The organism is Pseudomonas sp. B15(2017), assembly GCF_002113215.1.
Lineage (GTDB): Bacteria > Pseudomonadota > Gammaproteobacteria > Pseudomonadales > Pseudomonadaceae > Aquipseudomonas.
On the sequence record NZ_NEJZ01000009.1, the window covers coordinates 101,648 to 124,996 of the forward strand.

The window sequence follows — 23,349 nt, forward strand, 5'->3', positions numbered from 1 at the left end:
TGCGCGTCATCGCATACTTGTTTTGCACAACCGCTCTGATTTTTCCTACGGTACTCCCATGACTTTCGCCAACCTTGGCCTGATCGAACCCTTGCTGCGCTCCCTCGAGAAGCTCGGCTACCAGACCCCGACGCCGGTGCAGGCGCAAGCCATTCCGGCGGTGCTGGCCGGTCGCGACCTGATGGCCGCGGCCCAGACCGGGACCGGCAAGACCGCCGGTTTTGCCTTGCCGCTGCTGCAATTGCTGGCGATGGAAGGGCCGAAAGTCGCTGCCAACTCGGTTCGCGCGCTGATTCTGGTGCCGACCCGCGAACTGGCCGAACAAGTCCACGAAGCCGTGCGCCAGTACGCTGAAAACCTGCCATTGCGCACTTATGCGGTGTACGGCGGCGTCAGCATCAACCCGCAGATGATGAAGCTGCGCGGCGGCGTCGATCTGCTGGTCGCCACTCCGGGCCGTCTGCTCGACCTGTTCCGTCAGAACGCGCTCAAGTTCAACCAGTTGCAGACCCTGGTGCTGGACGAAGCCGACCGCATGCTCGACCTGGGCTTTTCCGAAGAGCTGGCGAACATTTACCGCGCGTTGCCGAAAAAACGTCAGACGCTGCTGTTCTCCGCGACCTTCTCCGATGACATCCGCCTGCTGGCCGGGCAGATGCTCAACGATCCGCTGAGCATCGAAGTCAGCCCGCGCAACGTGGCCGCCAATACCGTCAAGCAGTGGATTGTCACGGTGGACAAGAAGCGCAAGCCGGAACTGTTCGTGCACCTGATGCGCAAGAACAAGTGGAAGCAGGTGCTGGTGTTCGCCAAGACTCGCAACGGTGTGGATGCGTTGGTCGAAAAACTTCAAGGTCTGGGCGTTAACGCCGACGGCATCCACGGCGACAAGCCGCAGGCGACCCGGCAGCGGGCGCTGGACCGTTTCAAAATGAGCGAAGTGCAGATTCTGGTGGCCACCGACGTGGCGGCCCGTGGTCTGGATATCGAAGACCTGCCATTGGTGGTCAACTTCGATCTGCCGATCGTTGCCGAGGATTACATTCACCGTATCGGCCGCACTGGCCGCGCGGGTTCGACTGGTCAGGCGATCTCGCTGGTGTGTGCCGATGAAGTGAACATGTTGTCGGCGATCGAGATGCTGACCCGCAGTACGTTGAAGCGTGAGGTCGAGCCAGATTTCGTGCCCGAGCACCGTGTGCCGGACACCGATGCCAGTGGCCAGGTGATCAAGAAGCCGAAAAAACCGAAGAAGCCGAAAGCTTCCGGTGGCGGCGGTGGCAAGCGCAATCTGGGCAAGTGGGTGGACAGCGGCGAGACTCAGGCGCCGGAGCCTTCGATCAAGCCTGTGCGCAAGGTGCCGGTGTTCAACACCGGGCCGCGCAAGCGTAAGCCTTAAGCGTCAGATCGGATCGTTCCCGCGCCATGCGGGAACGATCAGTTACGCTGTTTCAACCAGTCCAGCATTCCAGCTCCGGCCGCCCGGCCACTGGCAAAACACGCCGTCAGCAGATACCCCCCAGTCGGCGCTTCCCAATCCAGCATTTCCCCCGCACAAAACACCCCCGGCAACGCCTTGAGCATCAAGCGCTCATCCATCGCCTCGAATGTCACGCCACCAGCACTGCTGATCGCCTCGTCCAGCGGTCGGGTTTTCACCAGCATCAGCGGCAACGCCTTGATCGCCCTGGCCAACAGCGCCGGATCGGCAAACGTCGCAGCATCAGTGAGCTCGCGCAACAACGCCGCTTTCACCCCATCAATTCCGACCTGACTATGCAGATGCTTGGCCATCGAGCGCGAACCCCGCGGTTTGCTCAACGCCGCCTGCAATTTATCCACAGGCCGGCCGGGCAGCAGGTCGATGTGAACAGTCGCTGCACCGTGCACATTGATCGCTTCACGAATCGGTGCCGACAGCGCATAGATCAGACTGCCTTCGATGCCGGTCGCGGTAATCACGCATTCGCCAAGGCGAGGAACATCATCGTTCAAACCGATGGCGATATTTTTCAGCGGTGCGCCGGCGAATTTGCTGACCATCACTTCGCTCCAGGCCTGCACCTCGAAGCCACAATTGCTTGGCTGCAATGGCGCCAGTCCTACGCCGCGTTGCTCCAGCGCCAGCATCCACGCGCCGTCGGAGCCCAGTCGCGACCAACTGCCACCGCCGAGGGCGAGCAGGGTGGCGTCGGGGTTGAGGGTTTTCTCGCCTTCCGGGCTGTCGATGCGCAGCGCGCCGTTTTCATCCCAGCCGAGCCAGCGGTGGCGGGTGTGGATAACCACGCCGCTGTCGCGCAGGCGCTTGAGCCAGGCGCGCAGCAGCGGCGCGGCTTTCATGTCGGTGGGGAACACCCGGCCGGAGCTGCCGATGAAGGTTTCGATGCCCAGCTCCTGAATCCACCGGCACAGTGCGTCGGCGTCGAAGGCGCGCAGCAGCGGGGCGATGTTCGGGGCACGTTCGGCGTAGCGCGAGAGGAACGCCGGGTAGGTTTCGGAATGGGTGATGTTCATGCCGCCAACCCCGGCCAGCAGGAACTTGCGGCCCACCGAGGGCATGCCGTCGTACAGATCGACGCGGACTCCGGCCTGGCTCAGCACTTCGGCGGCCATCAGGCCGGCGGGACCACCGCCGATGATGGCGACGTGAGCGGGATAGGTGGCGTGAATCTGGGTCATGGCGTGCGCTGCGGTCTGACGAAATATGGCGCGCATTCTAACAGCGCAGAAACCGGGTGGGAGCGAGCTTGCTCGCGAAAGCGGTGAGTCATTCAGTTAAATGTTGAATGTACTGACGCCATCGCGAGCAAGCTCGCTCCCACAGGGATTTGTGATGATCGAAAGGCCTGATCAAAAAACAACCAGCGCGCTGCAGGCCATGTTCAGCTTGGGCTGTAGTCCCTTTCGCTCAGGTTATCCACAGGCCGTTCCACAGCCATTGTGGGTAACGCAGCACAACTCAATGACAACCCGATGACTGCCAGACGCGCTGCGCACTGTGATGCAGGATGCCGTGGCGGCGGGCCAGGGCGTGGCGATCCTTGCTGTAACCGCCGCCGATCACTCCGACCACCGGGATGTCGCGGCCCAGGCAATGGCGCATCACGCTTTCATCGCGGGCGGCAACGCCTTCGTCGGTCAGTTGCAGGTAACCGAGGGCGTCGTCCTTGTGCACGTCGACGCCGGCGTCATACAGCACCAGATCCGGTTGATACAGCGGCAGCAGGTAGTTGAGCGCATCGTCGACCACTTTCAGGTAATCGGCGTCGCCCATGCCGTTGGGCAGCGGAATGTCCCAGTCGCTTTCGGCCTTGCGTGCAGGAAAGTTCTTTTCGCAATGCAGGGAAACGGTGATCGCTTCCGGGGTGTCGTGCAGAATCCGCGCAGTGCCGTCGCCCTGATGCACGTCGCAGTCGAAGATCAGCACCCGGTTCACCCGGCCGCTTTGCAGCAGGTAGTGGCTGATGATCGCCAGGTCATTGAAGATGCAGAAGCCGGCGGGGTAGTCGTAATGGGCGTGATGGGTGCCGCCGGCCAGGTGACAGGCCAGACCATGTTCCAGCGCTTTCTCGGCCGCCAGAATCGAACCGCCGACGGCCCGCACCGTGCGTCGGGCCAGGGCTTCGTTCCATGGCAGGCCGAGGCGCCGCTGGTCCTCGCGAGACAACTCGCCGCTCATGTAGCGTTCGATATAACTGCGGTCATGGGCCAGGGCGAGAATGTCGGCCGGGCACAGTTCAGGGCGCAGCAGGTCTTCATCGCGGGTGAGGCCGCTGTCCACCAGGTGATCGCGCAGCAGGCGGAACTTGTCCATGGGGAAGCGGTGATCCGCCGGAAATTCCGGGCTGTAGTCTTCGTGGTAGATCAGCGGCAACGGCATGGTGGACTATTCATAGAGGCTGCAGGAAAGAGTGCAAAGCCTAACAGCGATGTAGACTGGCGGCATCAAGCGGAGGGGCAGGATGGAACCGATACTGGAGCTGGAAAGCGCAAGGCTGTTGATGCGCCAATGGCAGGACGAGGATTTGCCGGCGTTTGCGGCGATGTGCGCCGACCCGCAGGTGATGCGCTACTTCCCCGCGCCCTTGAGCCGGCTGGAAAGCGCCGCGCTGATCGGTCGGGTGCGCGGGCATTTTGCCGAACACGGTTATGGCCTGTGGGCGCTGGAGCGCAAGGACACTGGCGAGTTCATCGGTTTTACCGGGCTCGGCGTGGTCGGCTTCGATGCGCCGTTCACCCCGGCGGTGGAAATCGGCTGGCGCCTGGCCAAGGAACACTGGGGCCTGGGTTATGCCAGCGAAGCGGCCTGGACCGCTCTGCGTTGCGGCTTTGACCGGGTGGCGCTGGATGAAGTGGTGTCGTTCACCAGCGAGACCAATCTGCCGTCGCAGAAAGTCATGCAGGCGATCGGCATGCACCACGCCCCGCAGGATGATTTCGACCACCCGCGTCTCGCGGACGGTCACCCGTTACGGCGGCATGTGTTGTACCGCATCACGAGGGAGCAGTGGCTGGAAACCTTGCATGGATAAGCAGGCGCGGACGTTTACAATGGCCGGCACCCTGAGGGGCCGGGCCAGAACCTGAATCCCCCGCCGCAGCCAAGACTGCGCGGCATTGCTTTGTGTGAGGAGAGTCTGAATGAGCCAAGTGTTGGAAGATCTGGTGGATCTGCTGACCCTCGAACCGATCGAGGAAAATCTGTTCCGTGGTCGCAGCCAGGATCTGGGCTTTCGCCAGTTGTTCGGCGGCCAGGTGCTCGGCCAGTCGCTGTCGGCGGCCAGTCAGACCGTTGAAGAAGCGCGTCATGTGCATTCGATGCACGGTTATTTCCTGCGTCCGGGCGATGCCAAGTTGCCGGTGGTCTACTCGGTTGACCGCGTGCGTGACGGCGGCAGTTTCAGCACCCGCCGGGTGACCGCGATCCAGAAGGGCCACCCGATTTTCACCTGCAGCGCGTCGTTCCAGTACGACGAAGAAGGCTTTGAACACCAGAGCCAGATGCCGCAAGTGGTCGGCCCGGAAAACCTGCCGTCGGAGCTGGAACTGACCCAGCAACGCGCGCACCTGATCCCGGAGCACATGCGCGAAAAGCTGCTGTGCCCGAAACCGATCGAAGTGCGCCCGGTCACCGAAAAAGATCCGTACAACCCGCAACCGGCGGATCCGATCAAATACGTGTGGTTCCGTGCCGACGGCGCATTGGCCGACATCCCGGCGCTGCACAAATATTTGCTGGCTTATGCCTCGGACTTCGGTCTGCTGACCACCTCGATGCTGCCCCACGGCAAATCGGTCTGGCAGAAAGACATGCAGGTCGCCAGCCTCGACCACGCGCTGTGGTTCCACAATGATCTGCGTGCCGATGACTGGTTGCTCTACGCCATGGACAGCCCGTGGGCCGGCAACTCTCGCGGGTTCTCCCGTGGCAGCGTGTTCAACCGCGCCGGGCAACTGGTGGCGTCGGTGACGCAGGAAGGCCTGATCCGTCATCGCAAGGACTGGGCATGAACCTGGCGGATGTGCGGCACTGGGTGTTCGACATGGACGGCACCCTGACCGTCGCCGTGCACGACTTCGCGGCGATCCGCGTGGCGCTTTCGATCCCGCCGGAGGACGACATCCTCACCCACCTCGCGGCGCTGCCCGCCGATGAAGCGGCGGCGAAACACGCTTGGCTGCTGGAACATGAGCGCGATCTGGCGCTCGGCTCGACCCCGGCAGACGGTGCGGTGGAACTGGTGCGCGACCTGCACGCGCGCGGTTATCGTCTCGGCGTCCTGACCCGCAATGCGCGGGAGCTGGCCCATGTGACGCTGGAGGCCATCGGCCTGGCCGACTGCTTCGCGGTGGAGGATGTGCTCGGCCGCGATGAAGCACAGCCAAAACCGCATCCCGAGGGCCTGCTGAAACTGGCCGATGCCTGGCAAGTGTCGGCGAGCGAGATGGTGATGGTCGGTGATTACCGGTTTGATCTTGATTGCGGCCGGGCGGCGGGCACCCACACGGTGCTGGTGAACCTGCCGGACAATCCGTGGCCGGAGTTGACGGACTGGCATGCGAAGGATTGTGTCGAGTTGCGGCGGATGTTGTTCGCTTGATTCATGGATTGTCGGAGCGGGTCCCATCGCTGGCTTGCCGGCGATGGGGCCAGATCAAGCCACACCAGACTATTGCTCGAATAGGGCTTTCTGGCCTTCCGGCGAGGTCAGCATGCCGTTGCCGTCATGCCCGACGCCGGGCACTTCGATCAGGCGCTGATTGACCCCTTCAGGGTGACGACGCAGCAAGTAACCGAAAAACAGCTTGCCGCGCTCCAGTCGATAAGCCCCCTGGGCTTTGGCGGCGCAGCTTTTGTCCAGCGCCGGGTGTTGCGGGTCGGTGTCCTGCTGGCCCAGCAGATAAATCACCTCGCGTTTGACGTAACGGCCTTCAAGCTGCGCGGGCGTTTGCCCACCCGAATAGATCGGCGGATCCATCAGACCGTACTTCCAGCGGTTGAAACCCGGACACTTCGCATGATCGAAGGCCACCGGGCGTTGCTCATTGAAGTACGCGTAAGACGACGGGTTGGCCACCACGTAACGCAAGCGAATGCCTTCGGCCTTGAGCGCCGGTTGTTCCTGGGCCAGCAGTGCATAACGCTGCACCACCTGCGCGCCACCGGAATGACCGAAGATCACGATCTGCTTCACGTCCGGAAACTGCTTGCGATCGCTCAGCCGCCCGACGATTTCGTCCAGTGCAGCGTAGGAGCTCAGCGGTTTCGGCCCTGTGGATAATCCGCCGCCCATCCAGTCGTTGCCTTGCCAGCGCAGCACGCTGGCGGGTAACGAGTAGAGCGACACATCGCTTTCGTTGAGAAACTGCGGGGCGATTACCAGGGTGTTGGCGGTTTGCCCGGCCAGTTCCGCCGCGATTTCACCGCTTTTGCGATAGGTCTCGGCGTTGCGCAGACGGCCATGAATGACGATCAGCACGCGCTCGATTTTGGCCGGCGCCGGGCCGATGCCCACCGCCATTTCGCCGGCCTGCAATTGCAGGCGCCCGGGACTGATTGCGTCGACGCCGGCCGCCTGGGCGGTGCCGCCGATGAACAGTAAAGCCAACAGCCATTTATGCATTTACAGGTTTTTCGCCGCAAAGGTATCGCACTGGCCGACCTGGCCCTGGGCGAATCCGGTTTTGAACCAGCGCACCCTTTGCGCCGACGTACCGTGAGTAAACGAGTCCGGCACCACACGGCCCTGACCCTGTTGCTGCAGGCGATCATCACCGATGGCGTTCGCCGCGTTCAAGGCCTCTTCGATGTCGCCCGGTTCCAGCCAGTTCAAACGCTTTTGAGCGTTGTAGGCCCAGACTCCGGCCAGGCAATCGGCCTGCAGTTCCTGACGGACCAGCAGACCGCCGTCACCTTCCATCTGCCGACCTTGCTGGCGGGCTGTCTGAATTTTTGCCGAGACGCCGAGAAGCGTCTGCACATGGTGTCCGACTTCGTGAGCGATCACGTAGGCCTGGGCGAAGTCGCCGGCGGCCTTGAAGCGCTGGGCCATCTCCTGGAAGAACGTCATGTCCAGATAGACCTTCTGGTCCGCCGGGCAATAGAACGGGCCAGTGGCCGAGGTCGCCAGACCACAGGCGGAATTGACCCGGTTGCTGAACAGCACCAGAGTCGGGTCCTTATATTGCCGGCCAGCCTGCTGGAAGATCGCGCCCCAGGTGTCTTCGGTGTCGCCGAGGATCGAGCGCACGAATTCGGCCTGTTCATCGTTGGCCGGCGGTGCCTGACGGGTTTGCGAAGTGGGGGCCGATTGTTCGGTCATCTGCCCGGTGAGCTGGCCGAGGATCTGCAGCGGGTCTTGCCCGGTGATCCAGCCGATACCGACGATCAGCAGAATCGCCCCGAGGCTCAGCCCCTTGCCACCGCCGAAGCGCATGCCGCCGCCACCGCCCATGTCATCGCCACGGGCATCGACGACGTTGTCACTGCGTCGGCCTTTTTTCCATAGCATGTGGGAATCCTCTGTCTGATCGTGGTGATGAGTGTTGCTGGTGTGTGAGTGTGGCGCCAGTCCGGTCGTCCGTCTATTCGCACACACGCACAAAGGCCCGGCCTCGGGGTGACGAGGTCGGGCCTGTTATTGACGAGCGCGGGCGCCGGGAATTCAATTCGCCGGCGGTTTTCTTTCGCCGGGTCAGGTGCCCGCCATGTGCCGGGCTGCGACGTAACCGAAAGTCAGGGCCGGGCCGAGGTTGATCCCGCCCGCCGGGTAATGCCCGCCCATGATGCTGGCCATGTCGCCACCCGCCGCGTAAAGCCCCGCGATAGGTTGGTCATTGGCGTCGAGCACTTGCGCGTGCGGATTGATCTTGAGCCCGGCGAAGGTGCCGAAGCAGCCCGGCTGCACCTTCACCGCGTAGAACGGGCCTTGTTCGATAGGCGCCACGCACGGGTTGGGTTTTTGCGCCAGGTCGCCCTGTTTGCGGTTGTACGGGGTCGAACCGCGACCGAACAGCGGATCTTCGCCGTGACGGGCATGGTGGTTGTAGTCATGGAGAGTGGCGCGTAATCCATCCGGATCGATGCCGCAAGCAGTGGCCAATTCGTCAAGGGTATTTCCGGTTTTCAGATAGCCGCTGCGGATAAAGCCTGACACCGGAACCGGAAACGGCCGAGACATGCCGAGCCCGTAGCGACGCTGGAAGGCGCGGGTGCAGATCAGCCAGGACGCAACCTCTTCACCTTCGGGGGCGGCGGCGACCATGGCGCTGACATAGTCGTAATAGCCGTTGGCTTCGTTGACGAAGCGCTGGCCGTTGCGCAGTACGCCGATGATCCCCGGTTTGCCGCGTTCGATGATGTGTGGGAAATGGCCGATGCTGCCGTCGGAATGCGGCACTTGCGAGACGGGCGCCCAGGCCACTGGTGAGGCCACATCGGTGTTGACCCGGCCTCCGACGGTTTCACCCAGTCGCAGGCCATCGCCATTGACTGCCAGCGGAGGCAACGCCCAATGTTCATGGCCGGTGGGCGTGCGGGGAAACAGCGCTTTGCGCCGCTCGACGTCATTGGCAAATCCGCCCGCGGCGAGCACCACGGCTTTGCGGGTATGGACATTGACCGGGCCTTTCGCGGTGTTCACACGAGCGCCGGTGATGCGTGATTCGTCGCGCAGCAGTTCGGTTACCGGCGCCGATTCCCACAGCAGTACGCCGAGGTCTTCGGCGGATTTCGCCAGCCGCGCCACCAGCGCCACGCCGTTGACCAATTGCATCGCCCGGCCGTGCAGCGCCAGGTCCAGCAGATGGCGGGTGAAGCGTCGGGTCACGTGCCAGGCCGCCGACAACGAGCGAGTCAGATTGAGAAACGCCGACAGATCCGCCCCCGCCATGATCGGCATGCCCATGAACGAAGTTTCGCGCATCGTTGTACGAAGACGCTTGAGCAGGCGTCCGGCCTTTCGTCCGTCATAGGGTGCCGCAATTACCGAACGTCCACCGGTACCGGCGCCCGGAGTTTCGCCGTGGATGTCGGCGATGGCGTTGCCGTCGGCGAATTGCAGCGCGGTGTGCTGTTCGAAGAACGCCACCATGCGTGGGCCGGCTTCAAGGAAGGCGTCGATCATGGCCGGGTCGTAGTGCTCGCCGAGTTCGTGGCGTAGGTAAGTGCGCGGCAATTCCACGTCTTCCACGATCCCGGCGCGACGGGCCAGCGGATTGCACGGCACCCACGCCCAGCCGCCAGACCACGCGGTGGCGCCGCCGAACACCGGATCCTTTTCCACCACGATGACCTTCAAGCCATGCCAGGCGGCGGTCACGGCGGCCGACAAACCGGCGGCGCCGGAGCCAACCACCAGAACGTCGCAGTCGATATCGGGAAGGGCAGGCATCAGGAAAGGCTCCAGTAATCAATTATTTTTAGAATCAGGTTCCAGAAAATAACCAGCGCGGGCGAAGCAGATCAACCGACTGACGCGCAAAGTGGGCGGTTATCGGACGCCGGGTTCCAGATTTCGCATTCCTCGGGATGTCTTCTAGAATCGGCGAAATTTCACCGAGAGCGCACCATGGCCGGCAGTCAAATCGAACGGGTTTTCAGCGTGCTGGAAAGCCTTACCAGTGATCCGCGCGGGTTGCCGATGCAGGCACTGGCCGATCAACTGGACATTCCGAAGAGCGCGACGCACCGCCTGCTCGCCGAGCTGATCCGTCTGGGTTACGTGCGGCAGAACCAGGAGACGTTGCGTTATCACCTGTCGACCAAACTGGTTGCGATGGGCTTTCAGTACCTGTCCAGCAGCGGGGCCGACATTGTGCAACCAGTGCTCGATCGCCTGGCTCAGGAAACCGGTGAACTGGTGCGCCTGGGGGTGATCGACGGCGAGCGCCAGACCTGGATCGCCAAGGCCCAGGGCGCCCGTATCGGCCTGCGTTACGACCCGGACATGGGCCGCGATGCGCCGCTGTTTTACACCGCGTCGGGCCATGCATGGCTGGCGTGCATGAGCGACGCCGAAGCGTTGTCGCTGGTCGAGCGCCAGGGTGCGGAAGTGCCGGCGGATATCGGGCCCAATGCGCCGCGCTCCAATATTGAACTGCTCGAACGCCTGCGCGTCGCCCGGGAACAGGGCTATGCCTGTGTAGAGGAAAGTTCGGCGGTGGGCACTTCGGCAATTGCCGCCGTGGTGAAACATCCCGCCGATGGCCGGGTGATTGGCGTGCTCAGTATCGCCGGGCCGAGCGCCCGAATGCCGGGGGCGCGGTTGCATGAACTGGCGCCGCTGTTGCTGACGTTTACCGAGGAGTTGTCGGCGGCCAGCCTGGCGTCGGAGTTGTTCGTTTAAACAATGTTGTGCGCTGTTCGCCCACTTTTCAGTCGGGCGGGTGGGAGAATCTGGAACCGGGTTCTAAATTGTTGCGGGAGTGACTTTTCCCACAACAATCACAAGAGGATCGCCCCTTGAACTCGCCCCTTCGAATCGGCATTCGCTCCGCTACGTCACCCGAGTTGGCCGAGGCGCGGCCATGAGCGAGCGAATTCTGTCCCTGGCCAGCCTGACCGTGCTGGAGCTCTCGCCACCCGAGATGGTCGAGGTCGCCGCCCGTGCCGGGTACAGCCATGTCGGTCTGCGTCTGGAGCCGGCGACGCCAGAGGAATATCACTTCGCGCTGGTAGCCGACGGCGATTTGCGGCGTCAGACGCTGGCGCGTTTGCGTGACACCGGAATTGGCGTGCTCGACGTGGAAATCCTGCGTTTGAAACCGCAGACAGTGGTCGCGGATTTCGAGAAGCTGCTCAGCGTCGGCGCGGAGTTCGGTGCCAGCGAGTTGCTGGTCGCCGGCAACGATCCCGACGAACAACGGCTCACCGATCATTTTGCGGCACTCTGCGATCTGGCGGCGCCGTACGGTTTGCATCCGCATCTGGAGTTCATGCCCTGGACCGATACGCGCAATCTCGAACAGGCGTTGCGCATCGTCGACAATGCCGGGCGCGAAAATGGGGCGGTGCTGATCGATGCGTTTCACTTCGACCGTTCCGGATCGCGGCTGGAAGATCTGGCCGGTGTGCCGGTCTCGCGGCTGCGCTATGCACAGTTGTGCGATGTGGCCGGGCCGAGGCCGACGGACATGGCCGAGATCTTGCGTCAGGCCCGCCATGAACGACGGTTTCCCGGCGAGGGCGATTGTGACTTGATCGGCTTGTTGCACAGTCTTGCGGCTAACCTTCCCCTGAGCCTGGAAATTCCTACGGTCAAATTGCTGGAGCAAGGCGTGAGTGGTTTGCAGCGGGCGCAAATGGCAATCGACCGGACGCGGGAATTGTTGGCCCGGCTTTAAGTCTGCTTCAAGGGGCGAGGGCAACTGCGTCCTCGTCACCGTTTATTTTTTATTCAGAGAGAGCCAATGACCGTCAGCACTCCGCTTTCCGGTGTCAACCAACCCTTCAAGGGGATCTTGCTGATTGTCGTGGCAACCTTCCTGTTCTCCAGCCACGACGCGCTGTCGAAATACCTTTCGGGTTTTTATCCGATCGTCATGGTGGTGTGGGCGCGGTATCTGGTGCACACGCTGCTGATGGCGGGAATTTTCCTGCCGCAGTCCGGGCTGCGTGTGCTGCGCACCAAACGCCCGTTATGGCAGTTGGCGCGGGCGTTGTGCCTGTTGGGCACCAGCCTGTTTTTCACCACGGCGTTGCTGTACATCCCGCTGGCCGAGGCTACGGCAGTCAACTTTCTTGCGCCGGTGCTGGTGACGGCGCTGTCGGTACCGCTGCTCAAGGAACGGGTGACGGGCGGTCAGTGGATCGCGGTGGTGTGCGGGTTCATCGGTGTGCTGATCATCGTCCATCCGGGCGGTGACTTGTTTACTCCGGCGATTCTCTTGCCGTTCTGTTCGGCGCTGTTTTTCTGCTTCTATCAGTTGCTCACCCGCAAACTCTCGGAAGTCGACAGCCCGACCACCAGTAATTTTTTCGCCGGGTTGTGCAACACGCTGGTGATGAGTGCGCTGGTGCCGTTCTTCTGGCAGGTGCCAAGCCTGGGGCACGGATTGTTGATGCTGGCGCTGGGCAGTTGCGGGATGACCGCACACCTGTTTCTGACCCAGGCGTTCCGCCATGCCGCGCCGGCGTTGCTGGCACCGTTCGGTTATTGCCAGATCGTGTTCGCGGGGTTGTTGGGCTGGTTGCTGTTTGCGCACACGCCGACCCTGATGACGGTGATCGGGATTGCGGTGATCTGTTGCAGCGGACTGGCGGCAGCGTGGCAGCAGAGCCGGCGCTGAAAAACACTGTGGGAGTGAGCTTGCTCACGAAGGCGGTGTGTCATTCAACGTCAGTGCTGAATGTCAGTCCGCATTCGCGAGCAAGCTCGCTCCCACAAGGAAGGGCAGGTTACTCGGTAACGGTAGGAATCTTGCGCGGTGCCACGAAGTACATCCAGGTCAGGGCAATGAAGTACATCGCCGGGATCAGGGTGAACAACACGGTGTAGTTGTTGTTGGTGACGGTCAGGATGTGGCCGACGATCTGGGTCATGAACATCCCGCCGATCGCCGCGCACATGCCGCCGAAACCGAAGACGGTGCTCATCATGTGCTTGGGCGTGTAGTCCATCACCAGGCTCCAGATGTTGGCAGTCCAGGCCTGATGCGCGCCGATGGCCAGGGAGATGGCGGCGACGGCGATCCACAGGTTGGCGGATCCGGCAGCCATCACCACGCCGATGATGCAGCAGGCGAACAGGAACATCGACAGCAGCCGCGCCTTGATCGAGTTCATGCCGCGACCGATCAGGAACGAAGACAGAATCCCGCCGCCCACGCTGCCGAAGTCAGCGGTGACGTAAATGATGATCAGCGGAATGCCCATCTGGGTGACGTTGATGCCCAGGTTGTATTGCTGATTGAGAAATGGCGGCAGCCAGTACAGGTAGAACCAGAACACCGGCGCGGTCAGCGCGTAGGCGAGGGCGAAGGCCCAGGTGCCGCGCATGCGCAGGATTCGCGAGAACGGTACGCGGGCCTGTTCCGGTTCGACTTCTTTCTGAATGTAGTCCAGCTCCGACTGCTTCACGCTCGGGTGATCTTCAGGGTTGAAATACTTCAGGCCCCAGAACAGCAGCCAGATCCCGCCCAGTGCCGACATGCACAGGAACGCGGCCTGCCAGCCCCACACGTGAAGGATCAGCGGCAGCAGCATCGGGGTGAACATCGCGCCGACGTTGGTACCGGCGTTGAAGATGCCGGTGGCCACGGCGCGCTCGCCGGCCGGGAACCACAGGCGCGTGGTCTTCACGCAGGCCGGGTAGTTGGCCGCTTCGGTCAGGCCTAGGATGAACCGGCAGACCATGAAGCCCACCGCCGAGGTCGCCAGACCATGGGCGCCGGTGGCCAGGCTCCAGAGCAGCACCGCGCAGAAGAACACGCGTTTGACGCCGACCCGGTCGATCAGCCTTCCCTGCAGCACGAAGCCGATCGCGTAGCCGACCTGAAACCAGAAGTTGATGTTGGCGTAGTCCATCGCCGTCCAGCTCATTTCCTTGGCGAGGATCGGCTGCATGACGCCGAGGGCGGCGCGGTCGATGTAGTTCAGGGTGGTGGCGAAAAACACCAGCGCCAGCATGCCCCAACGGGTCTTGCCGACGGCCATGGCGCCGCGGATCTTGTCGCCGATGCCACCCGTGGCAGTGCTCATGGCCGGAGCCATGCGGGAAGTCTGTGAAGGAATCATGTGTTCCACCCGTTTTTGGATTTGTTATTTGGTGTGCTTTTGTTGTGCACGCTGCGACCGGTGGTTCAGTTCCGGACTCAAGGTGAGACGGATGTTGGGCAGTGGACGAAAAATCGTCAATTCGCCAAACCGGCATTGTGTTCGATAATCGCACGCAAAACTAACCGGCTAGTACAGTTTAAATTGCTCAATGAAAAACCGGGACCAATAATTCGCTCACTCTATAAAAGCGGCGCAATTTCCGTAGCCGACGTCTCCACCGGGAGTTGAAACATGCAGCGATCCATTGCCACCGTCTCCTTGAGCGGAACCCTGCCGGAAAAGCTCGAAGCCATTGCCGCCGCCGGGTTCGACGGGGTGGAGATTTTCGAGAACGATCTTCTGTATTACGACGGCAGTCCCCGGGAAATCCGGCAGATGTGCGCCGACCTTGGAATCGCCATCACCCTGTTCCAGCCGTTCCGCGATTTCGAAGGCTGCCGCCGCGATCGTCTGGAGCGAAATCTGGAGCGGGCCGAGCGCAAGTTCGACCTGATGCAGGAACTGGGCACCGACCTGGTGCTGGTCTGCAGCAATGCCTCCCCCGACAGTATCGGCGATCAACAGATCCTCATCGACGACCTGCGTCTGCTGGCCGAGCGCGCCGGCGCTCGTGGTCTGCGCATCGGTTATGAAGCGCTGGCCTGGGGCCGTCATGTGAACACTTATCAACAGGTCTGGGACATCGTGCGTCAGGCTGATCATCCGGCCCTCGGCGTGTTGCTCGACAGTTTCCACACACTGTCGCTCAAGGGCGATCCGCGGGCGATTGCCGAGATTCCCGGCAACAGGATTTTCTTCGTGCAAATGGCCGACGCGCCGATCCTGGCGATGGACGTACTGGAGTGGAGCCGGCATTTCCGCTGCTTTCCGGGGCAGGGCGAGTTTGATCTGCCGGGCTTCCTCGCACCCATCATCCAGAGCGGCTACACCGGGCCGCTGTCGCTGGAAATCTTCAACGACGGCTTCCGTGCCGCGCCGCCTCGGGCCAATGCGGCCGACGGTCTGCGTTCGCTGCTGTACCTGGAGGAGAAAACCCGCCAGCGTCTGGAGCAGGAAATCCGTCCTGTGGATAACCGCGAAATCCTCTTCGAAACGCCGAAGGCCAGCGAATACAACGGCATCGAGTTTCTGGAGTTCGCCGTCGACGAAGCCCTCGGCGCCAAGCTGTCGAACTGGCTGGAACGGCTGGGTTTCGTCAAGGCCGGCCAGCATCGCTCCAAGAGCGTCAGCCTGTTGCGTCAGGGCGATATCAACCTGATCCTCAACTCCGAACCCTATTCGTTCGGCCACAGTTTTTTCGAGGCCCACGGCCCGTCGCTGTGTGCCACTGCCGTGCGGGTCAAGGACAGCGCCAGCGCGCTGGCCCGCGCTGTCGCCTATAAAGGTCAGCCATATCGCGGACTGGTCGGCCCCAACGAGCTGGAACTGGCGGCGGTGCGTGCGCCGGACGGCAGCCTGATTTATCTGGTGGATCAGGAGGCGGATGTCTATGGCACCGACTTCAATCTGCTGCCGGATGCAGTGGCGCGTGGCGGCCTCAAGCGCATCGATCACATGGCCATGGCGCTGCCTGCAGACAGCCTCGACAGTTGGGTGCTGTTCTACAAGAGCCTGCTGGATTTCGAGGCCGATGACGAAGTGGTGCTGCCGGATCCGTACGGGCTGGTGAAGAGTCGCGCGCTGCGCAGCCGCGACAGTTCGATCCGTCTGCCGCTGAACATTTCCGAGAACCGCAACACGGCGATCTCACACGCGCTGTCGAGTTATCGCGGCTCCGGGGTGCATCACATCGCCTTCGATTGCGACGATATCTTCGCCGAAGTCAGCCGGGCGAAAGAGGCGGGGGTGCCGCTGCTGGACATCCCGCTGAACTATTACGACGACCTCGCGGCGCGTTTCGATTTCGATGACGAATTCCTCAGCGAGCTGGCGTACTACAACGTGCTGTATGACCGCGACGCTCAGGGTGGCGAGTTGTTTCACGTCTATACCGAGCCGTTCGAAGGGCGCTTCTTCTTCGAGATCATCCAGCGCAAGAACGGTTATGCCGGTTACGGCGCGGCCAACGTTGCGGTGCGGTTGGCGGCGATGGCCAAATCACGCAGTGGCGCAGTTCGCCAGGCGAAGTTGTAGGAAATTCGTAAACGCGGGATTAAACCCGGGTCGCGCGGCTTCCTTCACTGTGCCGCGCGGCCCATAATCGCCAGCCTGTGCAGTGATGGCCGTGAGCCCGCAATGACAATGACTTCAGAACTTTCCGCAGCCCCCGTTTCATCAGCGGTAGAGCCGCGCAAGAGTCGCAAGAACAACCCGGAAAAAACCCGCGAGAACATCCTCCAGGAGGCGATCGTCGAGTTCGTCCAGCAGGGGCTGTCCGGTGCTCGCGTGGACGCGATCGCCGAGCGCATCCACACCTCCAAACGCATGATCTATTACTACTTCGGCAGCAAGGAGCAGTTGTATGTCGAGGTGCTGGAGAAGCTCTACGGCGATATCCGCAACACCGAAAACCGCCTGCACTTGGCCGAGCTGCAGCCGGTGGAGGCGATCCGGCGCCTGGTGGAATTCACCTTCGATCACCACGATCGCAACGTCGATTTCGTGCGGATCGTCAGCATCGAAAACATCCACAACGCCGAGTACGTGAAGCGTTCCGACGCGATCAAGGCGATGAACAACACCATCCTCGATTCCCTGGGGGAGATTCTGCGCCGTGGTGCTGAAGAAGGGGTTTTCCGCGCCGGGCTCGACGCGCTGGACGTGCATCTGTTGATCAGTTCGTTCTGCTTCTATCGCGTGTCGAACCGTCACACGTTCGGTGAGATCTTTCAGATCGACCTGCCGGACGAAAGCATCAAGCAGCGTCATCGCGAGATGATTTGCGAATCGGTACTGCGCTACTTGCAGGCGTGACGGCGCCCTTTGTGGGAGCGAGCTTGCTCGCGAAAGCGGTGTGTCAGACAGCACATTTATTGGCTGACGGTAAGCGTTCGCGAGCAAGCTCGCTCCCACAGGGAGCAGAGGTGCGATTCAACCTTTCATGCTTTGAAAATGCGCGAGCATCCGTTGCGCATCCGGCACCCTGCCGCTGAACAACTCAAACGCCTTCACTGCCTGAAACACCGCCATGTTGCCGCCATCCAGGGTTCGGCAACCCAGGGCGCGGGCGTTGCGCAGCAGTTCGGTTTCCAGCGGGAAATACACGATCTCCGCTACCCACAACTCGGGTCGCAACAATGCCGCCGGCACGGGCATGCCGGGTAATTTGGCCATGCCCATCGGCGTGGTGTTTACCAGGCCGTCGGCCCGACTCAACGTGCTCGCCAGATCAAGCCCGGCAACCGCCCGACCGGCACCCAAATGCTGGTTGAGGTTGTCGGCCAGACATTCGGCGCGCTCCATGTCCACATCAAAAATGCTCAGTTGCTGTACGCCTTCGCTCAACAAGGCGTGAGCCACTGCCGCGCCTGCGCCACCAGCGCCCATCTGGACTACACGTTCGCGGGCGACGTCTGGCAGTCCGCGACGAAAACCTTCGGCGAAACCCAGGCAATCGGTGTTGTGGCCGACACGTTTGCCGTCCTTCAGCACCACCGTGTTCACGGCACCGATGCCTCGGGCTTCCGGGGACAATTCATCGAGCAGCGGGATGATTGCCTGCTTGCAAGGGAAGGTGATGTTCAGCCCGGTGTAGTTCATCCGCTCGGCGGCCAGCAGCAGGTCGGGCAGGGCGTTGCTGTCCAGTTGCAGTTGATCGAGATCGATCAGCCGGTACAGGTAACGCAGGCCCTGTTCGTCGCCCTCATGCTCATGCAGGGCCGGGGTGCGGGAGGCCTGGATGCCGGCGCCGATCAGTCCGGCGAGTATCACGTTGTTGCGATTCATGCGGATCGCCCCTTCAGCCGCTGGCTGAAATGTTCCAGGGCCAGGCGATAGCCGTGGCTGCCGAAGCCGCACATCACCGCCGTGGCGATGGCCGAGACGAACGAGTGATGACGGAACGGCTCGCGGGCGTGGACGTTGGACAGGTGCACTTCGATCACCGGCAATTCGCTGGCAACCAGGGCGTCGCGGATCGCGACCGAAGTGTGTGTCCAGGCGGCCGGGTTGATGACGATGCCGGCGCAGCGCTGGCGGGCGCCGTGAATCCAGTCGAGCAGTTCGCCTTCGTGGTTGGTCTGGCGAAACTCCACGGCCAGGCCGAACTCTTCAGCGGCGCGCCCGCACAGGGCTGAGATGTCGGCCAGGGTTTCGTGACCGTAGGTCGCCGGTTCACGGGTGCCGAGCAGGTTCAGGTTCGGGCCGTTGAGCACCAGAACGATAGGGGGCATGAGGCAAACTCCACTTATTGTTTTTGGCTTGGGCCGAGTTTTCGACCTGTGGAGTTAAATTGTACTAGATGGTTACTTTAATCAATTGCTCTGCATCGACAGCCCGGTTTTGTGTGCGGTGATCGCACACAGGCGAGATTCAGTTCGGCAACTGCTCGACCAGAAAATCGATGAAAGCCCTGACACGCAGCGGCATGTGGCGATTCTGCGGGTACAGCAAGGTGAATGGGCGCGAGCGTCCGCTGTAGGGTTTGAGCACTTCAATCAGCGAGCCGTCAGCCAGTTCCTTTTCGACGATAAAGCGATAGGTCTGGAACAACCCGGCACCGTGCCTGGCCAGGGTCACGCCACCGAGCACATCGTCCGAGCAGCAGAAATTGCCCTCGGCGAGGATTTCCCGTGGCGCGTCTTCGTCGTAAAACAGCCAGGTGATCCGCCGCCCGCTGCTGGGCAGTTCGTACTGGATGCACTCGTGCTGTTCGAGGTCTTCGAGGGTCTGCGGCGTGCCGGCACGTTTCAGGTAGTCGGGGCTGGCGACCATCACCAGCGCCGCGTCTTCCAGATGGCGGGCGATCAGGCCTGAGTCTGGAATCGCACGCACACGGATCGCCATGTCGTAACCCTCGCCGACGAAGTCGATGTTGCGATTGCTGATGTGCATGTCGACTTTCACCTGCGGGAATCGCGCACGAAAGGCAGGCAGCAGCGGCAGGATCCGGTGATGGGCATAGGTCGTAGGAATACTGATACGCAGGGTGCCGGACGGTTCCTGCTGTCGGCCCATGACTTCCCGTTGCGCCTCCACCAGTTGCGCCAGCGCCTGACGGCATTCTTCGTAATAGCGCCGGCCGCTGTCGGTCAGTTTTACGCTGCGGGTGGTGCGCGCGAACAACCGCACGCCCAGGCGTTCTTCCATGCGTGATACCGAGCGGCTCACCGCTGCCGGCGTCACCGAAGCCGCCTGCGCCGCACCGGTGAAACTGCCGCACTCGGCGGCCAGGCAAAACAACTCGATGCTGCCCAGCTGAAGATCGTCGAAGTGTCGCTGCATGATTGATTACACCGGGGAATGAGTCTTCGTATGTAGCAAATACGCGGTCGCTGCGAAAGAACTGCTTACCATTTTGCGCGGGGCTTTTGCGGCTCCCGCACTAGGCTCGAAAGGTAGTGGCTGCCGCAGGCCTGGGCGCCGGTGGTCGGATTTGCCAGGGAATGGCAAGTGTTGAAACTTTTAAACCTAACGGATGGGTTAGCATGAAGGTATGCAGTTACAAAGGACTGTCAGTGGTGATCATGTTGCGTGACGAACATTGTCCGCCCCACGCACATGTGGATGCAGGCGCCTGGAGCGCCCGCTTCAAATTCAGTTTCTGGCACAACGGCGTTGAACTGTGGGATGTGGTGCCGTTGTCGCATCGACCGCCGGTCAGCCTGCTTGAAGGGCTGCGCCAGTCGCTGCGTGAAACCGATCATCTGCGGCGGGCGCGCTGGATCTGGTGGACTCGATTGCGCACCGCCTGCCTCGACAATCAGTGGTGGGACGGGCAGTCGAATCAGGTGGCGGTGCTGCGGGAGGTCACCAGCACGAGTTTCAGGATCGGATCGGCGCATTACGAGGCTGAGGTCAACAAAACCCTGTTGGCCCTGGTCGGCGCCAACGAAGGAGTGGAAATAGAATTATGAAAACAGTCAAAGCCACGCTGCACGCGGATCGGCCCGTCACCGAAAAACGTCTGGACGAAGCGGTCGACCGTGGTGGCGTGCGCCGACGCAGCAGCCTGCAAGCCGTGTCGGTGGCCTTTGAGAAACCGTGTCTGGTGATTCGCTTCGAGGACGACAGTGGCGTGCTGCTGCCAGTGAATCTCTACCGTGAATTCGATGATTTCGAACCCGAAGACTTCAGCGGGTTGAACGTAGGCTTCGCCGGCACCGCCCTTTGCCACGACGGCAAGGACCTGCAGGTTTCCATCGCCGGCATGATCTCCGCCAGTCAGCCATTGATGGCCATGGCCGCCTCGGTGATCGCCTCCCGTAATGGCCGCCAGAGCAGCACCGCGAAAGCTGAAGCCGCACGGGCCAACGGCAGGAAGGGCGGGCGCCCGCGCAAAGCCGATCCCGTGCCATGAACAGGCACAAAAAAGCCGTCGGTCAGGACGGCTTTCTTGTTTCTGGCACCTGCGATCAACGCCGGGTCAACAGCACGCCGGATTCCATGTGGTGGGTCCACGGGAACTGGTCGAACAGCGCGCAGCGAGTGATGCGGTGCGTGTCGTGCAACTGGGCGATGTTGGCCGCCAGGGTCTCCGGGTTGCAGGAGATGTACAGGATGTTGTCGAAGCGACGGGTCAGCTCGCAGGTGTCCGGATCCATGCCGGCCCGTGGCGGGTCGACGAACACGCTGCCGAACTCGTAGCTTTTCAGGTCGATGCCGTGCAGGCGACGGAACGGACGAACTTCGTTCAGGGCTTCGGTCAGCTCTTCGGCGGACAGGCGCACCAGCGTAACGTTGTCCACAGCGTTTTCAGCCAGGTTACTCAACGCAGCGTTGACCGAGGTCTTGCTGATTTCGGTGGCCAGCACTTTGCGCACGCGTGTTGCCAGCGGCAGTGTGAAGTTGCCGTTGCCGCAATATAGCTCCAGCAGATCGTCGCTGCGATCGCCCAGTGCTTCATATGCCCAGTTGAGCATTTTCTGATTCACGGTGCCGTTGGGCTGGGTGAACGCACCTTCCGGCTGGCGATAGCTGAACGTGCGACCGCCGACGTCGAGTTTCTCGACCACGTAATCGAGGCCGAGCACTTCGCGCTTGCCCTTGGAGCGACCGATGATACTGACGCCCAGGTCTGCCGACAGCTTGGTGGCCGCCGCGTGCCAGTGTTCGTCCAGTGGACGGTGGTAGCACAGGGTGATCATCGCGTCGCCGGCCAGGGTGGTCAGAAACTCCACCTGAAACAGCTTGTGGCTCAGCGCTGCACTGGCCTGCCAGGCCGCTTTCAATTGCGGCATCAACTGGTTGATGCGCAGGCTGGCGATCGGGAACTCTTCGATGAGGATCGGCGTGCGTTTGTCGTCCTGGGAAAACATCGCGTAATGCCGCTCACCGCCCTCGCGCCACAGGCGGAATTCGGCGCGCAGGCGGAAGTTCTGCAGCGGCGAATCGAACACCGCTGGCTCCGGCGCATCGAACGGGGCCAGCAGGTCACGCAGGCGCGTGACCTTGTCTTCGAGTTGTGCGGCGTAGGCCTGGGAATCAAAAGTCATGCGTTGAACCAACCCAGCTTGATCACGAACAGAATCGACAGGATCACCAGCGCCGGGTTCAGCTCACGGGCGCGGCCGGACAGCAGTTTGATCGCAGTCCAGGCGATGAAGCCGAAGGCGATGCCGTTGGCGATGGAATAGGTGAAAGGCATCGCCAGGGCGGTGACCACGACCGGCGCGGCGACGGTGATGTCTTCCCAGTCTATTTCCGCCAGGCCCGAAGTCATCAGCACGGCGACGAACAGCAGCGCCGGCGCGGTGGCAAACGCCGGTACGCTGGCGGCCAGTGGCGAGAAGAACAGCGCCAGCAGGAACAGGATCGCGACGACGATAGCAGTCAGGCCGGTGCGGCCGCCGGCACTCACGCCCGCAGCGGATTCGATGTAGCTGGTGGTGGTCGAGGTGCCCAGCAGCGAGCCGGCCATCGCAGCGGTACTGTCGGCGATCAGCGCACGGCCCATCTTCGGCATGTGGCCGTCCTTGCCCATCAGGCCGGCGCGCTTGGCGACACCGATCAGGGTGCCGGAGTTGTCGAACAGGTCGACAAACAGGAAGGCGAAAATCACGCTGACCAGACCGATGTCCAGCGCACCCTTGATGTCCAGTTGCAGGAACGTCGGGGCCAGCGAAGGTGGCATCGAAGTCACGCCGCCGAACGGGGTGAAGCCCATTACGATCGAGACGATGGTCACCACCAGAATGCCGATCAGCACCGCGCCGCGCACTTTCAGCGCTTCAAGGGCAACGATCAGGGCAAAACCGAGGGTGGCGAGGATCGGGGCCGGTTGTTTCAGGTCACCGAGGCCGACCATGGTCGCCGGGTTGCCGACCACGATGCCGGCGTTGTGCAGGGCGATCAGCGCCAGGAACAGGCCGATACCGGCGGCAATCGCTGAACGCAGAGGCAGCGGAATGCTGTTGATGATCCATTCACGGATGCGGAAGATCGACAGCAGGAAGAAGCACACGGCCGAAATGAACACCGCGCCCAGCGCCACTTGCCAGGTATGGCCCATGTGCAGCACGACGGTGTAGGTAAAGAAGGCGTTCAGACCCATGCCTGGCGCAAGGGCGATCGGGTAGTTGGCGATCAGGCCCATGACCGTGGAGCCGATGGCGGCTGCCAGACACGTGGCGACGAACACCGCGCCTTTGTCCATGCCGGTCTCGCCGAGGATGCTCGGGTTGACGAACAGAATGTAGGCCATGGCCAGGAAGGTCGTGACGCCCGCCAGAATCTCGGTCCGCACGTTGGTGTTGTGTGCCTTGAGTTGAAACAGCCTTTCCAGCATGTCTGCTCCCCGTGGCGCGCGTGGCGCCGTGAATGTATCGACCTCAACAGCAAAGCACAGACCGTCGCAAGCGCCTGGAAAATTGTGGTGGGCCGGAAAAAGCCGCGCATCATACCAGCAGCGTGAGGAAGATGGCGGATGTTGGTGTCGATCGTCGGCGAAGTTTTGCACCACGGCCAAGTACGCC

Annotated in this window: 22 protein-coding genes; 11 read left to right on the forward strand and 11 right to left on the reverse strand. The window is 62.0% G+C overall.

What is annotated here, in order from left to right; genetic code table 11:
• Positions 1-58 precede the first annotated feature (58 nt).
• Positions 59-1,399 carry a DEAD/DEAH box helicase gene (locus CAF73_RS15050; protein WP_085697577.1) on the forward strand — a complete coding sequence of 447 codons (1,341 nt, stop codon included), beginning with the start codon at positions 59-61 and terminating at the stop codon, positions 1,397-1,399.
• 38 nt (positions 1,400-1,437) lie between these two features.
• On the opposite strand, the gene CAF73_RS15055 is transcribed toward CAF73_RS15050, so the two are convergent.
• Positions 1,438-2,679 (reverse strand): TIGR03862 family flavoprotein, encoded by a 1,242-nt coding sequence (locus CAF73_RS15055; RefSeq protein WP_085703130.1) that lies wholly within the window; start codon positions 2,677-2,679, stop codon positions 1,438-1,440.
• Positions 2,680-2,959: 280 nt separating this feature from the next.
• Complete coding sequence (locus CAF73_RS15060; protein ID WP_085703131.1) at positions 2,960-3,880, reverse strand: histone deacetylase; 921 nt, start codon at positions 3,878-3,880, stop codon at positions 2,960-2,962.
• Between the two features lie 82 nt (positions 3,881-3,962).
• Here CAF73_RS15060 and CAF73_RS15065 point away from each other — a divergent pair, with 82 nt between their 5' ends.
• The 3 genes from CAF73_RS15065 (at position 3,963) to CAF73_RS15075 (ending at position 6,101) form a co-directional block, all read left to right on the forward strand.
• Entirely contained in the window at positions 3,963-4,532 is a 570-nt protein-coding gene (locus CAF73_RS15065) for a GNAT family N-acetyltransferase (protein ID WP_085703132.1), read from the forward strand.
• 109 nt (positions 4,533-4,641) lie between these two features.
• Positions 4,642-5,511, forward strand: coding sequence for an acyl-CoA thioesterase II (gene tesB / locus CAF73_RS15070; RefSeq protein WP_039771793.1), 870 nt, complete (start codon positions 4,642-4,644; stop codon positions 5,509-5,511).
• Positions 5,508-6,101, forward strand: coding sequence for an HAD family hydrolase (locus tag CAF73_RS15075; RefSeq protein ID WP_085703133.1), 594 nt, complete (start codon positions 5,508-5,510; stop codon positions 6,099-6,101). Before tesB ends, CAF73_RS15075 begins: the two co-directional genes overlap by 4 nt.
• A gap of 69 nt (positions 6,102-6,170) precedes the next feature.
• Here the strand turns inward: CAF73_RS15075 and CAF73_RS15080 are convergent, their stop codons facing one another.
• The 3 genes from CAF73_RS15080 to CAF73_RS15090 form a co-directional block, all read right to left on the reverse strand.
• Positions 6,171-7,124, reverse strand: coding sequence for a hypothetical protein (locus tag CAF73_RS15080; RefSeq protein WP_085703134.1), 954 nt, complete (start codon positions 7,122-7,124; stop codon positions 6,171-6,173).
• Positions 7,125-8,012 carry a neutral zinc metallopeptidase gene (locus tag CAF73_RS15085; protein WP_085697571.1) on the reverse strand — a complete coding sequence of 296 codons (888 nt, stop codon included), beginning with the start codon at positions 8,010-8,012 and terminating at the stop codon, positions 7,125-7,127. It lies immediately after the preceding gene.
• A gap of 183 nt (positions 8,013-8,195) precedes the next feature.
• Positions 8,196-9,893, reverse strand: a complete 1,698-nt coding sequence (locus CAF73_RS15090) for an FAD-dependent oxidoreductase (RefSeq protein WP_085703135.1) — start codon at positions 9,891-9,893, stop codon at positions 8,196-8,198.
• A 177-nt stretch (positions 9,894-10,070) separates the two neighbouring features.
• Between CAF73_RS15090 and CAF73_RS15095 the strand changes: the two genes are divergently transcribed.
• The 3 genes from CAF73_RS15095 to CAF73_RS15105 all read left to right on the forward strand — a co-directional run bounded on the left by CAF73_RS15095 (position 10,071) and on the right by CAF73_RS15105 (position 12,789).
• Positions 10,071-10,847 carry an IclR family transcriptional regulator gene (locus CAF73_RS15095; protein ID WP_085703136.1) on the forward strand — a complete coding sequence of 259 codons (777 nt, stop codon included), beginning with the start codon at positions 10,071-10,073 and terminating at the stop codon, positions 10,845-10,847.
• Positions 10,848-11,028: 181 nt separating this feature from the next.
• Positions 11,029-11,844 (forward strand): sugar phosphate isomerase/epimerase, encoded by an 816-nt coding sequence (locus tag CAF73_RS15100; RefSeq protein WP_085703137.1) that lies wholly within the window; start codon positions 11,029-11,031, stop codon positions 11,842-11,844.
• A 66-nt stretch (positions 11,845-11,910) separates the two neighbouring features.
• Positions 11,911-12,789: a DMT family transporter gene (locus CAF73_RS15105; RefSeq protein WP_085703138.1), complete on the forward strand. Its 879-nt coding sequence runs from the start codon at positions 11,911-11,913 to the stop codon at positions 12,787-12,789.
• A 109-nt stretch (positions 12,790-12,898) separates the two neighbouring features.
• Here the strand turns inward: CAF73_RS15105 and CAF73_RS15110 are convergent, their stop codons facing one another.
• Positions 12,899-14,236, reverse strand: coding sequence for an MFS transporter (locus CAF73_RS15110; RefSeq protein WP_085687864.1), 1,338 nt, complete (start codon positions 14,234-14,236; stop codon positions 12,899-12,901).
• Between the two features lie 273 nt (positions 14,237-14,509).
• On the opposite strand from CAF73_RS15110, the gene quiC reads away from it, so the two are divergent.
• Positions 14,510-16,411 carry a 3-dehydroshikimate dehydratase QuiC gene (quiC, locus tag CAF73_RS15115; protein WP_085703139.1) on the forward strand — a complete coding sequence of 634 codons (1,902 nt, stop codon included), beginning with the start codon at positions 14,510-14,512 and terminating at the stop codon, positions 16,409-16,411.
• Positions 16,412-16,513: 102 nt separating this feature from the next.
• The gene (locus CAF73_RS15120; RefSeq protein WP_085703140.1) at positions 16,514-17,191 is read left to right on the forward strand and encodes a TetR family transcriptional regulator; all 678 of its coding nucleotides are present in this window, start codon (positions 16,514-16,516) and stop codon (positions 17,189-17,191) included.
• 117 nt (positions 17,192-17,308) lie between these two features.
• Here CAF73_RS15120 and CAF73_RS15125 read toward each other — a convergent pair whose 3' ends face one another.
• From CAF73_RS15125 to CAF73_RS15135, 3 genes are all read right to left on the reverse strand, one after another.
• Positions 17,309-18,163: a shikimate dehydrogenase gene (locus CAF73_RS15125; RefSeq protein WP_085703141.1), complete on the reverse strand. Its 855-nt coding sequence runs from the start codon at positions 18,161-18,163 to the stop codon at positions 17,309-17,311.
• Positions 18,160-18,609 (reverse strand): type II 3-dehydroquinate dehydratase, encoded by a 450-nt coding sequence (gene aroQ, locus CAF73_RS15130; protein ID WP_064382130.1) that lies wholly within the window; start codon positions 18,607-18,609, stop codon positions 18,160-18,162. The genes CAF73_RS15125 and aroQ overlap by 4 nt, the downstream gene beginning before the upstream one ends.
• A gap of 139 nt (positions 18,610-18,748) precedes the next feature.
• On the reverse strand, positions 18,749-19,660 hold the full coding sequence (locus CAF73_RS15135; protein ID WP_085703142.1) for a LysR family transcriptional regulator: 912 nt from the start codon (positions 19,658-19,660) through the stop codon (positions 18,749-18,751).
• Between the two features lie 203 nt (positions 19,661-19,863).
• On the opposite strand from CAF73_RS15135, the gene CAF73_RS15140 reads away from it, so the two are divergent.
• Positions 19,864-20,292 carry a DUF4160 domain-containing protein gene (locus CAF73_RS15140; protein ID WP_085703143.1) on the forward strand — a complete coding sequence of 143 codons (429 nt, stop codon included), beginning with the start codon at positions 19,864-19,866 and terminating at the stop codon, positions 20,290-20,292.
• Positions 20,289-20,735: a hypothetical protein gene (locus CAF73_RS15145; protein ID WP_085703144.1), complete on the forward strand. Its 447-nt coding sequence runs from the start codon at positions 20,289-20,291 to the stop codon at positions 20,733-20,735. Before CAF73_RS15140 ends, CAF73_RS15145 begins: the two co-directional genes overlap by 4 nt.
• Positions 20,736-20,790: 55 nt before the next feature.
• Here CAF73_RS15145 and trmA read toward each other — a convergent pair whose 3' ends face one another.
• Together trmA and CAF73_RS15155 are read right to left on the reverse strand one after the other, a co-directional pair.
• Entirely contained in the window at positions 20,791-21,870 is a 1,080-nt protein-coding gene (gene trmA, locus CAF73_RS15150; RefSeq protein ID WP_085703145.1) for a tRNA (uridine(54)-C5)-methyltransferase TrmA, read from the reverse strand.
• Positions 21,867-23,162, reverse strand: coding sequence for an NCS2 family permease (locus CAF73_RS15155; protein ID WP_085697559.1), 1,296 nt, complete (start codon positions 23,160-23,162; stop codon positions 21,867-21,869). The genes trmA and CAF73_RS15155 overlap by 4 nt, the downstream gene beginning before the upstream one ends.
• Positions 23,163-23,349 lie beyond the last annotated feature (187 nt).